Below are 13,813 nucleotides of genomic sequence, written 5' to 3' on the forward strand. Positions count from 1 at the left end.
TCATCGTATCAGTTAATTCCAGTGTTAATGGTTGGGAAGCGACAGCGATTGCTCTTCCGCTGATGCAAATATTGAGAGCGGTGAACCGGCTGCTTCGATAAATATTTTACAGTGTTCAATGATCGCATCAACGTCGTTGTCGGTGCGTTCAGGATCATGGCTATACAACGCTAACTGTTTACTGTTACTCGCCATGGCAAGTTTTACCGCTTCTTCTGCTACAGAGTGACCCCAGCCAGATTTTGCGGGCATGTCACTTAACATATACTGCGCATCATGGATCAACAGATCAGCATCGCGGCAAAATTCCACAAAGGTGAGAAAATCGCTGCTTTTCTTGTAGGGGGGATACAGCTCATTGTCGGTGAGGTAAACAACCTTGGCATTCGACGTTTGAATAGCGTAAGCCACACCTCCACCGGGATGATTGATAGGCATTCGTTTGATCACGGCATCCCCACAAGCCCATTGGCAGGTCTGGACAGGCTTGGCCGTAATTTGGATTATTGACGCTAACGCACTGGCCGGAACAGGAAACAACGAACCATTCATTTGTTCCAGAACGGCGTGCGTGTTGCCGTCGTGAACGATGCCGGGTGTGATAAATATCTCCCGGTCAGGCTGAAAAATTGGTGCAAAAAACGGAAAGCCCTGAATGTGATCCCAATGATTGTGAGACAACAACACGTGAACGGGCGTGGTTTTCGACAGCAACTTTTTACCAAGTAAGCGTATACCGGTTCCCGCATCAAGAATGATATCTGTGCCGTCATTTAGCGCCACGTGCACGCACGCGGTATTTCCACCATAGCGCACGAACTCTTTGCCCGGCGTCGGTATCGAACCTCTTACCCCGTAAAACGTAATTTGCATGCTTTCCCCAAAGCTAAGCAACAACCTTTATAACGTGGTGGTAAACTCCACCACACTATCTAAGTTCAACAATTGCTTTTCACCGCTACGTCGATTCTTGTACTCGACCTGCTGATTGTCAAGGTTTCGCTCTCCAATCACAATACTGTGCGGAATGCCAATGAGCTCCATATCGGCAAACATGACGCCGGGTCGCTCTTTGCGGTCATCGAAAAGAACGTCGATGCCTCGCTCTGTCAATGCCTGGTACAGCGTCTCGGCGGCTTCTTTAATGCGGTGGCTTTTATGCATATTCATGGGAATAAGCACAACCTTGAAGGGCGCTAATGCGTCGGGCCAGATAATGCCGTATTTGTCGTGATTTTGTTCAATGGCGGCAGCTACAATCCGCGAGACGCCGATCCCGTAGCATCCCATCAACAAGGTTTCGTGCTTGCCTGATTCACTCAACACGCCACAATTCATCGCTTTAGAGTATTTATCACCGAGCTGGAAAATATGTCCTACTTCAATCCCACGGCGAATATCCAAGCGGCCATTACCACAAGGCGATGGATCACCTTTTACGACGTTACGAATATCTTCAATGTGGATCGCCTCTGGCCAGTTTGCGCCCGTGAAAAACACGCCTTTTTCGTTTCCTGCACAGGTAAAGTTCGCTAAACGCGCAGCGCTGCGGTCAACAACCAGAGAAATGTTCAGGTCAATAGGACCGACACTGCCAGCGGGGCACGATAATGTATGCTGTAATTGCTTCTCGTTAGCGAGTGTAAACGGTGAAAAGACACCGTTCAGTTTTTCAGCTTTGATTTCGTTCAGGGTATGATCAGCTCGCAATGCCAAAGCGACTAGCGGAGCATCAACGGCGCCAGGCTCATCGGTGTGTGCGATTGCCACTACCACTTTGACTGCTTGCTCGACAGGCGTTTCTTGCTGTTCGCACAGTTGTTCAAGTGTTTCAAGCTCAGGCAGGCCGAGCCGTTCTCGATTGGCACTGGCGGTTTGTTGTTCCTCTTTGGGAAGCGCCTCTGCCGTTTCAATGTTGGCGGCATAATCAGAACCATCGCTGAAAACAATATCGTCTTCGCCTGAGTCTGCCAATACGTGAAACTCGTGGCTTACACTGCCACCGATTGCGCCAGAGTCGGCGATAACAGGGCGATACTCTAAACCGCAGCGCTCAAATACATTACAGTATGCACGGTGCATTTCATCATAGGTGTTTTGCAGTGAGGTTTGGTCGAGGTGAAAAGAGTAAGCGTCTTTCATGATAAATTCGCGGCTGCGCATTATCCCAAAGCGTGGACGGACTTCGTCGCGAAATTTGGTTTGAATCTGAAACAGGTTGAGTGGAAGTTGTTTGTAGCTGCTAACCTCGTTGCGGACCAATGCCGTAATCACTTCTTCGTGCGTTGGGCCGAGTACGAAATCTCTGTCGTGACGATCCTTGATGCGCAACAACTCCGGGCCGTATTCTTCCCATCGTCCAGACTCTTCCCATAAATCGCCAGGCTGCACCACCGGCATCATCACTTCGATCGCGCGCGCTTTGTTCATCTCTGAGCGCACAATATCGGCTACCTTATTTAATACGCGTAAGCCCGTGGGTAGCCAAGTATAAAGACCCGATGCCAGTTTGCGGATCATACCCGCCCGCAGCATGAGTTGATGACTGACGACTTCAGCGTCGGCTGGCGTTTCTTTTTGGGTCGAGAGTAAGTACTGGCTGGTGCGCATTGATTGTGCAATTCCGTGGTAAAATCAAAAACACGCGTATTCTAGCAGTCGCCTTACAGATGGCAAAACCTTATTCCCGGATCCAGACTAGCTCACGTGTTTTAAAGAAATGACCGTCGCGGTAGTGCCATCAACGTGCCAACGGATATCAATGTGGTACAGGCGCAAGGTATAGATTTTATCGTCATGCACGCGGGCTTTGTAGGCAGGTCTTGGATCCTGTGCAATTGATAATTCGATCACGGACTTTAGCGATGGGTAACGGGCTTGATGTGTGAGCAAATCCTGCTGCGCTGCGTCACTGAAAGCCACCGATAGCGACTCGCCAGGTGGGGTGTCTGCATACCCTGCTTGTGCGTTCGCTACACTATCGGCATAGGGTATATAAGGCTTGATATCCAAAATGGGTGTTCCATCAAGTAAATCGATACCGGCAACGGTCAGTTGCAGCGCACCGTTATTAACTCGGTGATGTTTGTATTCAACCAGTGATTGTCCTATCGGATTGGGCCGAAAAGAACTGCGGCTGGCGAATACGCCAATTTTACTGTTCCCGCCTAGACGAGGAGGACGAACTAATGCTGTTGGGGGGCGGTCGAGGTGTTCATGAAACGCAAATAAGAGCCATAAGTGGCTAAATTGGTCGATGCCGCGCAGATAATCAGTATCGTTGAAGGTCGCAGTAAAGTGTATGGTGCCTTCAACGGATCGGGCGAGCGCGGGCTGACGAGGGATGCCAAATTTCTGTGAGTAGGGCGTGGTGATAAAACCAATGGGTTCAACATGCATGCTACGTCTTGTCTAACCTTCGCAAAAAGATGGTGACATATTCTGCAACACATTCGGTGTTGTCTGTCATAATTTAATCACATCTGTAGGTTATCGTTACTGAGTCATATTATGACATGTATTGTAAAGATCCCATCCATTTAGGCCCGTTTCGACGGGCCATTTTTTTGCGATGTAAAAAGAACTGTTGAAATCTATCGCAAATAGCCCAACATCAGCGAATAGCGCTCAGCAAGCGTAGCGTTCAATTAAGTGGATAATTTATTGAGTCACGATAGGAAAATTATGATCTCAGTTTCTCACCTTTCTAAACACTTCGATTCATTTAAGGCGGTAGACGACTTGTCGTTTAGCGTTAAGCCCGGCGACATAGTCGGGTTTCTAGGGCCAAATGGTGCGGGAAAATCGACGACCATGAAAATGCTAACGGGGTTTTTGCGCCCCACGTCCGGCGACATCACGGTGGACGGACTTAGCATCAGTGAACATGCAAAAGCCATTCAAGCCAAAATTGGTTATCTACCGGAGGGCGCGCCTGCCTACGGCGATATGACCGTGATTCAGTTTCTCAACTTTATTGCAGATGTGCGAGGCCTGAAAGGCGATACAAAGACGCGTAGCATTCAGAGCGTAATAGAAAAGGTCACTTTGGCGGATGTATTGGACAGACCTATCGAAAATCTTTCAAAAGGATTTAAGCGACGTGTTGGTCTTGCTCAGGCGATTATTCATGATCCACAAATTCTGATCCTAGATGAACCCACCGACGGACTCGACCCTAATCAAAAACATCAGGTCAGAGAGCTGATCCAGCAGTTGTCGAAAGATAAGCTGGTGATTGTTTCTACCCATATTCTCGAAGAAGTCACAGCCGTCTGCAATCGGGTTATGGTCATTGCTGACGGTAAGTTACGCTTTGATGATACGCCGGAGGGATTGCTGAAGCAGTCTCGCTATCATAAAGCCATTACATTGCATTTGAGCTATCAATCTGACATTTCTGGGTTAGCTGAGTTAGCTGGCGTTGCCGATATGGAAGTTGACCGGCCTACCGGAAAGGTCACGCTTTTTCCGGAACCCGGCATGGATATTTTGCATCTTGTCACTGAGTACATTCAGTTGCGTAAACTCCCCGTCGACACTTTATATATAGAGCAGGGGCGTTTGGATGAAGTGTTCCGTCAAATCACACAGCAGGAGGTCGCATGAGCCAGGTTGGCACTATTTTTAGGCGCGAATTTGCGAGTTTCTTTGCAACACCAGTAGCCTACGTATTTATCACGATTTTTTTGGTATTAAGCGGTGTGTTCAGTTTCTTTATTGGTCAGCTTTATGAGCGCGGCCAAGCCGATCTGCTGCCGTTTTTTAATTTTCACCCCTGGCTTTATCTATTTTTGGTGCCAGCAATTGCCATGAGAAGTTGGTCGGAAGAACGAAAATCCGGCACGATAGAGTTACTCATGACGTTGCCGGTAACAACCACTCAAGCGGTCCTCGGTAAATTTTTCGCGGCGTGGGCGGTGCTTGGGCTTTCTTTGTTGCTAACCTTTCCATTATGGCTCACGGTCAATTACCTGGGTAACCCCGATAACGGCATTATCGTTGCTGCCTACTTAGGTAGCTGGTTAATGGCTGGTGGCTTCCTGGCAATCAGTTTGTGCATGTCGGCATTGACGAAAAATCAAGTTGTTGCCTTCATTTTAGCCATCGTTGTGTGTTTCATTTTTGTACTCAGTGGCAGTGGTGTGGTTTTAGACGCCTTTCAAGGGTGGGCACCCTCTATTGTTTTGGATACGGTAGCGTCGTTTAGCTTTTTAACGCATTTTGAGGCGATGGCGAAAGGCGTACTGGCCCTTAACGATGTGGCGTATTTTTTGATTGTTATGGTGATATGGCTGGTTGCAAATCATATGGTCATCAGTCAGAAGAAGGCGGATTAATTATGAATAAATCATTCTCCCTGACACTTGCCAGCGTTGTTCTGGCAGCATTATTTTTCGCCCTTGTGGTAATCAATAACCAAGCGCTTGATAGTGTACGCGTCGATTTGACTGAAAATCAGGTGTATTCGTTATCTGATGGCAGCAAACAGGTCATTGATGAACTGGACGAACCCATTAACTTATATTTCTTCTTTTCTGATAGCACCAGCAAGGGCATGACTGGGTTACGTAATTACGCTAACCGCGTGGAAAGTCTATTGCGCGAGTATGCGAAGTATTCTCAAGACAAGATCCGCTTGCATGTGATCGACCCCGTACCCTTTTCTGAAGCAGAAGATCAAGCGGCACAGTATGGTCTGACAGGGGCCGCGATTGGTCAGATAGGCGAGTCTATTTACTTTGGGCTAGCGGGCACCAATGCAGTTGACGACCAGCAGGTTATTGGCTTTTTCGATCCACAGAAAGAAACCTTCTTAGAGTATGATATCAGTCAACTGGTATACCAACTCAGCGACCCAGAACCTGTTAATGTGGCCGTGTTGACCAGTATCGGCGTAGACGGTGGTCAAAACCCGATGACTGGGCAATTTGAACAACCTATGGTGTTCTATACGCAGTTGCAGCAGTTGTTCGATGTGACCAAAATCGATACCGATGCTACGGAGGTTCCTGTCGACACTGATGTGCTGTTGGTCGCTCATCCAAAAGGAATTAACGATACGCTGTTGAGCAGTATAGAGCGCTTCGCGACCGGTGATGGAAGAATGATTGTGTTCGCTGATCCACATTATGAATCAGACGCTATGGCAATGATGGGCGGCATGGGAGCGAATGCGTCGGCCTTTCCTTTACTGGAATCCTGGGGCATTTCCGTGACGACCGATAGCGTTCTGCTTGATGCAAGTGCGGGTCTTGAAGTTCGCACACCGCAAGGTGGTGTCGCACGGCATGTCGGTATTCTAGGGTTTAACGCGACGATGATGGACGGCGATGACGTTGTCACGGCCAATCTCGACAGTGTCAATGCCGCTTCAGTCGGCGCGATCACGCTTGCACAAAACAGTGAGCTCGCGCTGCAACCATTAATCCGAACCACACAAAACAGCCAACTGGTACCTTCTGCTGTCTACGCCATGACGCAAGACCCTCAAGCGTTGGCGCGTGATTTTGAATCTGACGACAAGCAGCATGTTGTCGCTGCCCGCATCTCAGGGAATGTGGGTGAGCAAGCGTCATTGAATATGATTGTGATTGCTGACGCTGACCTTCTAGCCGACAGGTTTTGGGTTCAACAAAGCAACTTCTTTGGTCAAAGTGTGTTCACACCGTTCGCCAACAATGGGGACTTGCTGACGAATGCAACTGAAAACCTTGCCGGTAGTGATGCATTGATTAGTGTGCGTAGCCGGGGCACATTTGCACGACCTTTTGAACGCGTACAAGCGCTGGAGGTGGCTGCCGAAGCTAAATTCCGTGAGCAGGAGGAGTTGCTCCAGCAGCAATTAGCCGAAACGGAAGCGCAATTAGCTGAATTGCAGTCGCAGCAAGGTGACACGGGTGCACTAGTGGTGTCGCCAGAGCAGCAGGCAGCGATAGACAATTTTGTGCAGCAACGAATTGATATTCGCAAGGCATTGCGTGATGTGCGATACCAGCTGGATCGAGATATCGATACGCTGGGCAATTGGCTTAAATTTATCAACATTGCGGTTGCGCCAATGCTACTTGCCTTTTTGTTATGGGGGCTTTTCAGGTTGTTCCGTGTCACCGCTAAAGGCCGTTATCAGCACAGCAGTGCGACTCAACAGAAGGGAGTCTGACGAATGAAAGCAAAAATGTTTTTGGCGCTGGTCATTGCGCTGGTGTGCAGCGTTGGACTCAGTTTGTGGTTGTTAAAGCAGGACTCAACATCATACTCAGCCAGTGAACCTCTACTGGAGAATGCCACCGAGCTGTTAGCATCGCTAGATGCAGTGTCGATTGAAAACAGTGAGGGGGTTGTGTTTTCAGCCGTGCTTACTAACGGCGCTGAACCCCAGTGGCTTGCTACACACCTTGACAGCGATTTACGTTTTCCTGTGGAGCGTGAAGCACTGGTGTCGTTAGTGTCAGCATTGAATCAGGCGGTGAAGTTAGAGGCAAAAACCAATCGCCCTGAAAATCACCAGCGACTGGGCCTTGATAATGTGACGAACGGAGATTCGCGTGCCCATGCTGTTTCATTATCCGGTACCTCAGGACAGAGAACGTTGTTAGTCGGTGATGATGCCAGCAGTGGTCTTGGTTCCTTTGTCCGTTTCGACAATGAAACACAAACATGGTTAATTGATCAGGTTATTGCGTTACCCCAAGACAGTGGGTCATGGCTTAAGAACCCTGCATTAAGCGTTTCTCTAGATAATGTGCTGCGTGTGCAGCGGGTATCTGATGAGGTTGATGAGCAATGGGCTGTATCGAAAACCCCAGATCAGCAGTGGCAACTGGAAAATCGCCAACACCCACTTAAATACCCAAGCATCGTAAGTAATCTGGTGGGCAATATGTTGGAAGCCCAGTTTGATACGGCGGTGCCTCATATGGCAGTGGACTTGCCAAAGGCAGCGTCCATTTTATTGCAAGTCGTACTGGCCGATCCGTCTGGCGAAGCGCTTCAGATTGAAGTTTTTGATATGCCTGAAACACGTTACGTGCGTTATACATCGCCTTCACAAGCGTGGTTAAGCGATTGGGTGTTTGAGATTAGCTCTTTTACTTATGGGCAATTCGACAAAGTGCGCGCGGATTTTGTTGAAATGCCCGATCTGTCGCCTGACGGCGAGGACGATAACGAGTCAGAAGACATCAACGAAAGCGACTCTCCATAGAGAGTCGCTACCGCTTATCGGCTTTGCAATCCAACATGGTTTTCGCCAGTAAATCTTGGAAATACTGCACACCTAGCGCCTCTGCACGAATTATATTATTTTCAGGAATGCGTTCAGGTTGCTTGTAGCTTGATATTGCTCGTTCTAGGCTGTCCTCGCGCAGAATATGCAATGTCGGAAAGGGAGAGCGGTTGGTATAGTGCGATGCGCTCTCGGGCGGCTCATGAGCGAATACATAATTTGGGTGAAAAGTCGCAAGTTGGTACACGCCCTCGTAATCCTGTCGCTTCATATGCCAAACACACTCATCATACAACGCCAGAAAGTGATCAAATTGGTGAATGTCATAGGGTTTGTGCCCACTGGCAAAGGGCGGAGTAAAAATCACCAATGTCGTTTGTATCGCTGGGTTGTCGTCAAGCCAGCGACACTCCGATAGCACGCGCGCAGCTTGATCAGCCACATCGACACTGTGTTCAACCGCGTAGCGGATGGTATCTCGCTCAACTTCACGCTTGGCAAACGGGCAGAAATTTTCACCGATAACCGTGTTTTTTAACCAGATTTGAGTCGATTGAATCGCCAAATGCGGATCGTGTTTATGAGTGGAATTTGACATAGGCCTCAAGCGTGTTTTCCACCAAACTCGCAACAGTCATTGGGCCCACGCCGCCAGGAACTGGCGTAATCCAACCAGCCACGTCAACCGCTTTATCATATTCGACGTCGCCCACCAGACGACCATCATCCAAGCGGTTAATGCCAACATCGATAACGATCGCGCCCGGTTTTATCCAGTCGCCGGGAATAAAGTTGGGCTTACCCACTGCAACCACCAGCAAGTCAGCTCGTTTAACATGTTCGCGCAAGTTTTTGGTGAACTTGTGGCAGGTTGTGACGGTGCAACCCGCCAATAGCAATTCGAGTGACATTGGTCGACCGACAATATTGGAAGCCCCCACAATGACTGCGTCTAATCCTTTAATCGGACGCTTAGTTGCCTCGATCATGGTCATGATACCTTTAGGCGTGCAAGGTCGTAACGCAGGGATGCGTTGCGCCAAACGGCCAATGTTGTATGGATGAAAGCCGTCGACATCTTTATGAGGATGAATACGCTCCAACACTTCCTCGGCATCAAGTCCAGCAGGTAAAGGCAACTGCACCAATATCCCGTCAATCGCGTCGTCTGCATTCAGGCTATCTACCAACGCAAGTAGTTCATCCTGCTCCGTGTCAGCCGGTAGATCGTAAGACTTCGAGACCAGACCGACTTCATCACAGGCTTTCGTTTTGTTCGATACATATACCTGAGAGGCAGGATCTGAGCCGACCAGCACAACGGCCAAGCCGGGAGGGCGCTTGTTGGCTTCCGTAAGTGATTTTACGTAGATTGCAACATCATTTCTGACTTGCTGAGCGATGACTTTGCCATCAATTCGGTGGGCGGTCATGGGATTCTCACTAACTCTTAAGTCCGGTTATGATCCCATAGTTGCTAAGGTTTAATCAACGTTTGATTTGCGCCGCAACGTGTAAAAGTGTTGCCACAAACTACCGATTAGCATTGCACCGTAGCTCATTGTTAGAAGGTAAGGCCAACTCATATCAAAATACAAATCAGGGATATGAGTCGCCGAAACCAGAAGGCAAAAGGAGATACTACCACGCCATAAAACTTGCTTCACAATGGTCTTCATCTTCACTTTAGACTTCCCGAACTGATGTCATTTACGATTGATTCGACAGGTTGGACTGTATCACTCATCAGTTGTTGGAGCAGGGCACATGATTTCATCTTCGCCACTTCCGGAACTAGAACTTGTAGGAGATAAACCTGAACTACTCCCATTACTTGAGCCACTATTACTTGCATGGTGAGCGCTGGCGCCTGCTAGTCCTCCCAATACAGCACCAGCGGCCGCTGCACCTGGACCGCCTATCGCCCCGGTCATTGCCCCAAAGCCCGCACCTTGGAAAACCATCGGCCAGAAATCATCATTCTGCGCCCAAGGCTCTCCGCCACCACTCACTTGATTTGCTTCATTTTCTGTTAACGTTTGCATTTTCATTCCTTTTGAAAACCGTGCCGATATAGACACCCATCAAACATAGCAACTCCGCCTTTCAATCACAGCTGACCTAAATGCCTGTTTAATCTCAAAACCTTTCGAAATTTGCGCAGTTTGCGCGCTATTTAATCAGCTTTTATCACGTGCAAAAATTAAATTTAAAAGTGTTTGACGAGGGTAGGGCAAGTCGGTAATATGCGCCCCCCGTAGAGGTACTGAATTGTACGTCTACACGGTTCGGTGAGTGGCGCAGCTTGGTAGCGCACTTGGTTTGGGTCCAAGGGGTCGTAGGTTCGAATCCTATCTCACCGACCAATTTAATCTCGACCAGTTTCGACGAGCGTCCGTAGCTCAGCTGGATAGAGCACCCGCCTTCTAAGCGGGTGGTCGCAGGTTCGAATCCTGCCGGACGCGCCAAGCGAATGGCAGAACCGAGATTAATGTGTAAAAATATGAGTTGAAAGTATCAGTGGTGGGCGTAGCTCAGTTGGTAGAGCTCTGGATTGTGATTCCAGCGGTCGTGGGTTCAAACCCCATCGCCCACCCCACTTTTCTTTCAGTTTTACGGCTCCTCCCGTAAAACAACAGTTACAAGCGGAAGTGGTGGAATTGGTAGACACGCTGGATTTAGGTTCCAGTGCTTCACGGCGTGAGAGTTCAAGTCTCTCCTTCCGCACCATCTTAAGTACCAAATGTTCGGTGAGTGGCGCAGCTTGGTAGCGCACTTGGTTTGGGTCCAAGGGGTCGTAGGTTCGAATCCTATCTCACCGACCACTTTTTCAAAATTTTAAATCCACGTTTCATCTCGATATTTTTCTGTCGTTTCCGCTTTTTACAAGATGAAAAAACTTACTGGGTTCGCCATGCCACGTAGCCGCGACGTCGGGAGCCTATCTGTGACATCGACTGTCGGAGCCATGGATGGCGGAGTCCAAGCGCACAGGACGTGACAGCGTGTCGAGGGCAGAGATAGGCTCCCGGCGTCAACAGGCGTTGCTAACTTACGAAGCGCTGTTTTTTGCTCAACAAAGCGTTGTCCCATCAGCGGCGTTGGCTGGGAAACCAATTCAGTGCTCTCAAACATGCCGTGAATACGTCCATGTAGGCTCGATGCCCGCTTCCTTGCGGGCGACGGTTTGCGATCACTGTATCGGCTTCTTGTCGCCTTTAACGCTTGGCTTAGCCAGGACCGTCTATTAGGTTAATTGGGTGACAGCGCGTCGAAGGCAGCGATATGCTCGCGGCGTCAACAGGCGTTGCTAACTTACGAAGCGCTGCTTTTCGCTCTGCATAGCGTTATCTCATCAGCGGCGTTGGCTGGGAAGCCAATTCAGTGCTCTCAAACACGCCGTGAATACGTCCATGTAGGCTCGACGCCCGCATCCCTGCGGGCGACGGTTTGCGATCCCTGAATCGGCTTCTTGTCGCCTTTAACGCTTGGCTTAGCCAGGACCGTCTATTAGGTTAATTGGGTGACAGTGTGTCGAAGGCAGGGATAGGCTTGCGGCGTCAACAGGCGTTGCTAACTTACGAAGCGCTGCTTTTCGCTCTGCATAGCGTTATCTCATCAGCGGCGTTGGCTGGGAAGCCAATTCAGTGCTCTCAAACACGCCGTGAATACGTCCATGTAGGCTCGACGCCCGCATCCCTGCGGGCGACGGTTTGCGATCCCTGAATCGGCTTCTTGTCGCCTTTAACGCGTGGCTTAATCGGGATCGTTAACGGGACTAATGAGCTAGTAGTGTCCAAGCGAAAGAAAGTGGTTAGGTGTCGTAAAGAACATTCAATTTATTCGCTTGCAGAGCAAGATGTTTATCCAGCGTCCAGAGTTTGCATTCATCTGTCAATAAGACAGAAGCCAGCAATGTTAAATCAATAAGGCCGCAGCCCAAACCAAAAAGCTTATTACGATTAATGAACTCTAATACTTCATTCTGGGTTGGCTGAATAGACAGGGTTAAGTTGGATATGTCCCTTAGTGTTTGCATCCGATTCGGTGGTGTTCCGCAGGCGAGTTCACCAATAATAAAGGGATGTGTCGCAACAGAATCGGTAACGAGAAGACTTTTCAAATTTGCACAATTTCCGCGAAAAAACTCTATCCAAACGGATGTATCCACCAATACGATCATACTGATGATGCATCGTGATCAATTGACCGTCGAGGGATATCCTGGATACAAGGAGAAGCTCCCCCTAACTTAGAGAGGCGCTTAGCAGACTTCACTCGAATGTAGGTCTTGATTGCCTCTTTAAATAACTCCGATTTTTCGATTTGAGGATCCGCTAACATAGCGGCTTCATTGTACAAGTCATCATCAATAGTGACCGTTGTTCTCATAAGCTTAGCCTCATCATAATTTGCATCAAACTGTAACAGTATTGATGATGCGCTATTAATACATTTTTTTCCAGAACTCGATACGTCGTTTTATCAGGCGTTGCTAACTTACGAAGCGCTGTTTCTTGCTCAACAAAAGCGTTGCCCCCTCAGCCGCTTTGGCTGGGAAGCCAATTCAGCACTCTCAAACACGCCGTGAATACGTCCATGTAGGCTCGACGCCCGCATCCTTGCGGGCGACGGTTTGCGAGCACTGAATCGGCTTCTCGTCGCCTTTAACGCTGGACCTAGCAAGTACATTGCTGACTAACATGCGGGTACTTTTTCATTAATCTCTAGGCTTATTGAAAGCCTCCTTTTTCTTGCAACGAAATGCTGTAAATGGTCATGAAAAATGGAGGAATCATTTACCAAGATGAAAAAACTTACAGGGTTCGCCATGTCACGTAGCCGCGACGTTGGGAGGGTATCTATGACATCGACTGTCGGAGCCATGGATGGCGGAGTCCAAGCGCACAGGACGTGACAGCGTGTCGAGGGCAGAGATAGGCTCGCGGCGTCAACAGGCGTTGCTAACTTACGAAGCGCTACTTTTTGCGCTGAAAAGCGTTGTCCCATCAGCGGCGTTGGCTGGGAAGTCAATTCAATGTTCTCAAACACGCCTTTAGGTCAGTACCTTTTCAGTACGATACGAATTACCGTTATTTTTATTTACAGTTTCTGAACAAGATGAAAAATTATCACGATTCGAATGGCGATCTTTTTTTAACTGCCATGTTACGCATTCTCCAAATTTTGGAAGACCAATTAGATATGTAAGTATCCACGGGACAAGAAAAGCAATCGCCATTAAAGCCACGTGGCATTAAGTTTCAAACTGCGAAGGAAATTAAAATGCATAACAATCTACCTAGTCTGATTTGGGCAAGGGTTTTAATTTGCCTAATTGTAGTAATTTCATTTTTTATATTGGGCTTAGTTAATCAATTTGATGCAAGCAACTTCTTTTCGACGATAGGTTTAGCATTTGTCGCGATGGCTTTCACATTTAACGCTGAAATTCTGGTAGGCAGATTTAGAGACATGTACACTGTCACCAATAGAAAGTTCATGTTAATGGGATTATGCGGAGTATTGTTGCTGTGGTTGAGTTTTGTTTGAATGTTAACTTCAGAGAGTGAGAAATAATCTGAT

12 protein-coding genes and 5 tRNA genes are annotated in these 13,813 nt (G+C 48.4%); 9 read left to right on the forward strand and 8 right to left on the reverse strand.

Going from position 1 to position 13,813, the window contains the following annotated elements:
• Window positions 1-24: 24 nt before the first annotated feature.
• The 3 genes from KIU71_RS04935 to tsaA form a co-directional block, all read right to left on the reverse strand.
• On the reverse strand, window positions 25-873 hold the full coding sequence (locus KIU71_RS04935; RefSeq protein ID WP_214130061.1) for an MBL fold metallo-hydrolase: 849 nt from the start codon (window positions 871-873) through the stop codon (window positions 25-27).
• A gap of 27 nt (window positions 874-900) precedes the next feature.
• Window positions 901-2,610 carry a proline--tRNA ligase gene (locus tag KIU71_RS04940; RefSeq protein WP_214130062.1) on the reverse strand — a complete coding sequence of 570 codons (1,710 nt, stop codon included), beginning with the start codon at window positions 2,608-2,610 and terminating at the stop codon, window positions 901-903.
• A gap of 87 nt (window positions 2,611-2,697) precedes the next feature.
• Window positions 2,698-3,399, reverse strand: a complete 702-nt coding sequence (gene tsaA / locus KIU71_RS04945) for a tRNA (N6-threonylcarbamoyladenosine(37)-N6)-methyltransferase TrmO (RefSeq protein ID WP_214130063.1) — start codon at window positions 3,397-3,399, stop codon at window positions 2,698-2,700.
• Window positions 3,400-3,684: 285 nt separating this feature from the next.
• Here tsaA and KIU71_RS04950 point away from each other — a divergent pair, with 285 nt between their 5' ends.
• From KIU71_RS04950 to KIU71_RS04965, 4 genes are read left to right on the forward strand one after another with little or no spacing between them, the layout of a single operon-like run.
• On the forward strand, window positions 3,685-4,608 hold the full coding sequence (locus tag KIU71_RS04950; RefSeq protein WP_214130064.1) for an ABC transporter ATP-binding protein: 924 nt from the start codon (window positions 3,685-3,687) through the stop codon (window positions 4,606-4,608).
• Complete coding sequence (locus KIU71_RS04955) at window positions 4,605-5,339, forward strand: ABC transporter permease subunit (RefSeq protein WP_214130065.1); 735 nt, start codon at window positions 4,605-4,607, stop codon at window positions 5,337-5,339. Before KIU71_RS04950 ends, KIU71_RS04955 begins: the two co-directional genes overlap by 4 nt.
• 2 nt (window positions 5,340-5,341) lie before the next feature.
• Window positions 5,342-7,162, forward strand: a complete 1,821-nt coding sequence (locus KIU71_RS04960) for a GldG family protein (protein WP_214130066.1) — start codon at window positions 5,342-5,344, stop codon at window positions 7,160-7,162.
• Window positions 7,163-7,165: 3 nt separating this feature from the next.
• Window positions 7,166-8,206: a DUF4340 domain-containing protein gene (locus tag KIU71_RS04965; protein WP_214130067.1), complete on the forward strand. Its 1,041-nt coding sequence runs from the start codon at window positions 7,166-7,168 to the stop codon at window positions 8,204-8,206.
• A gap of 7 nt (window positions 8,207-8,213) precedes the next feature.
• On the opposite strand, the gene KIU71_RS04970 is transcribed toward KIU71_RS04965, so the two are convergent.
• The 3 genes from KIU71_RS04970 to KIU71_RS04980 all read right to left on the reverse strand — a co-directional run bounded on the left by KIU71_RS04970 (window position 8,214) and on the right by KIU71_RS04980 (window position 10,272).
• Window positions 8,214-8,825: a DUF1415 domain-containing protein gene (locus tag KIU71_RS04970; protein ID WP_214130068.1), complete on the reverse strand. Its 612-nt coding sequence runs from the start codon at window positions 8,823-8,825 to the stop codon at window positions 8,214-8,216.
• Window positions 8,806-9,660: a bifunctional methylenetetrahydrofolate dehydrogenase/methenyltetrahydrofolate cyclohydrolase FolD gene (gene folD / locus KIU71_RS04975; RefSeq protein WP_214130069.1), complete on the reverse strand. Its 855-nt coding sequence runs from the start codon at window positions 9,658-9,660 to the stop codon at window positions 8,806-8,808. Before folD ends, KIU71_RS04970 begins: the two co-directional genes overlap by 20 nt.
• 306 nt (window positions 9,661-9,966) lie before the next feature.
• Window positions 9,967-10,272 carry a hypothetical protein gene (locus KIU71_RS04980; RefSeq protein ID WP_214130070.1) on the reverse strand — a complete coding sequence of 102 codons (306 nt, stop codon included), beginning with the start codon at window positions 10,270-10,272 and terminating at the stop codon, window positions 9,967-9,969.
• Window positions 10,273-10,516: 244 nt separating this feature from the next.
• Between KIU71_RS04980 and KIU71_RS04985 the strand changes: the two genes are divergently transcribed.
• The 5 genes from KIU71_RS04985 to KIU71_RS05005 all read left to right on the forward strand — a co-directional run bounded on the left by KIU71_RS04985 (window position 10,517) and on the right by KIU71_RS05005 (window position 11,052).
• Window positions 10,517-10,593 (forward strand) — tRNA-Pro (locus KIU71_RS04985).
• 25 nt (window positions 10,594-10,618) lie between these two features.
• Window positions 10,619-10,695, forward strand: a tRNA-Arg gene (locus KIU71_RS04990).
• 55 nt (window positions 10,696-10,750) lie between these two features.
• Window positions 10,751-10,826: transfer RNA gene (locus tag KIU71_RS04995), tRNA-His, on the forward strand.
• A gap of 46 nt (window positions 10,827-10,872) precedes the next feature.
• A tRNA-Leu gene (locus KIU71_RS05000) sits at window positions 10,873-10,957 on the forward strand.
• 18 nt (window positions 10,958-10,975) lie between these two features.
• Window positions 10,976-11,052: transfer RNA gene (locus KIU71_RS05005), tRNA-Pro, on the forward strand.
• Between the two features lie 989 nt (window positions 11,053-12,041).
• On the opposite strand, the gene KIU71_RS05010 is transcribed toward KIU71_RS05005, so the two are convergent.
• The gene (locus KIU71_RS05010; protein ID WP_214130071.1) at window positions 12,042-12,410 is read right to left on the reverse strand and encodes a VapC toxin family PIN domain ribonuclease; all 369 of its coding nucleotides are present in this window, start codon (window positions 12,408-12,410) and stop codon (window positions 12,042-12,044) included.
• On the reverse strand, window positions 12,407-12,619 hold the full coding sequence (locus tag KIU71_RS18095; protein WP_214130072.1) for a type II toxin-antitoxin system VapB family antitoxin: 213 nt from the start codon (window positions 12,617-12,619) through the stop codon (window positions 12,407-12,409). The genes KIU71_RS05010 and KIU71_RS18095 overlap by 4 nt, the downstream gene beginning before the upstream one ends.
• Window positions 12,620-13,813 lie beyond the last annotated feature (1,194 nt).

Origin of the sequence: Alteromonas oceanisediminis (assembly GCF_018474025.1) — a bacterium.
Classification (GTDB): Bacteria; Pseudomonadota; Gammaproteobacteria; order Enterobacterales; family Alteromonadaceae; genus Alteromonas_E; species Alteromonas_E oceanisediminis.

What these genes read in the sequence shown, in the direction of transcription:
- KIU71_RS04950 (WP_214130064.1), top strand. Translation starts at nt 3,685, where the DNA reads ATGATCTCAGTTTCTCACCTTTCTAAACACTTCGATTCATTTAAGGCG.
- KIU71_RS04965 (WP_214130067.1), top strand. Translation starts at nt 7,166, where the DNA reads ATGAAAGCAAAAATGTTTTTGGCGCTGGTCATTGCGCTGGTGTGCAGC.
- KIU71_RS04960 (WP_214130066.1), top strand. Translation starts at nt 5,342, where the DNA reads ATGAATAAATCATTCTCCCTGACACTTGCCAGCGTTGTTCTGGCAGCA.
- KIU71_RS04970 (WP_214130068.1), bottom strand. Translation starts at nt 8,825, where the DNA reads ATGTCAAATTCCACTCATAAACACGATCCGCATTTGGCGATTCAATCG.
- KIU71_RS04955 (WP_214130065.1), top strand. Translation starts at nt 4,605, where the DNA reads ATGAGCCAGGTTGGCACTATTTTTAGGCGCGAATTTGCGAGTTTCTTT.
- KIU71_RS04940 (WP_214130062.1), bottom strand. Translation starts at nt 2,610, where the DNA reads ATGCGCACCAGCCAGTACTTACTCTCGACCCAAAAAGAAACGCCAGCC.
- folD (WP_214130069.1), bottom strand. Translation starts at nt 9,660, where the DNA reads ATGACCGCCCACCGAATTGATGGCAAAGTCATCGCTCAGCAAGTCAGA.
- tsaA (WP_214130063.1), bottom strand. Translation starts at nt 3,399, where the DNA reads ATGCATGTTGAACCCATTGGTTTTATCACCACGCCCTACTCACAGAAA.
- KIU71_RS04980 (WP_214130070.1), bottom strand. Translation starts at nt 10,272, where the DNA reads ATGCAAACGTTAACAGAAAATGAAGCAAATCAAGTGAGTGGTGGCGGA.
- KIU71_RS04935 (WP_214130061.1), bottom strand. Translation starts at nt 873, where the DNA reads ATGCAAATTACGTTTTACGGGGTAAGAGGTTCGATACCGACGCCGGGC.
- KIU71_RS18095 (WP_214130072.1), bottom strand. Translation starts at nt 12,619, where the DNA reads ATGAGAACAACGGTCACTATTGATGATGACTTGTACAATGAAGCCGCT.
- KIU71_RS05010 (WP_214130071.1), bottom strand. Translation starts at nt 12,410, where the DNA reads ATGATCGTATTGGTGGATACATCCGTTTGGATAGAGTTTTTTCGCGGA.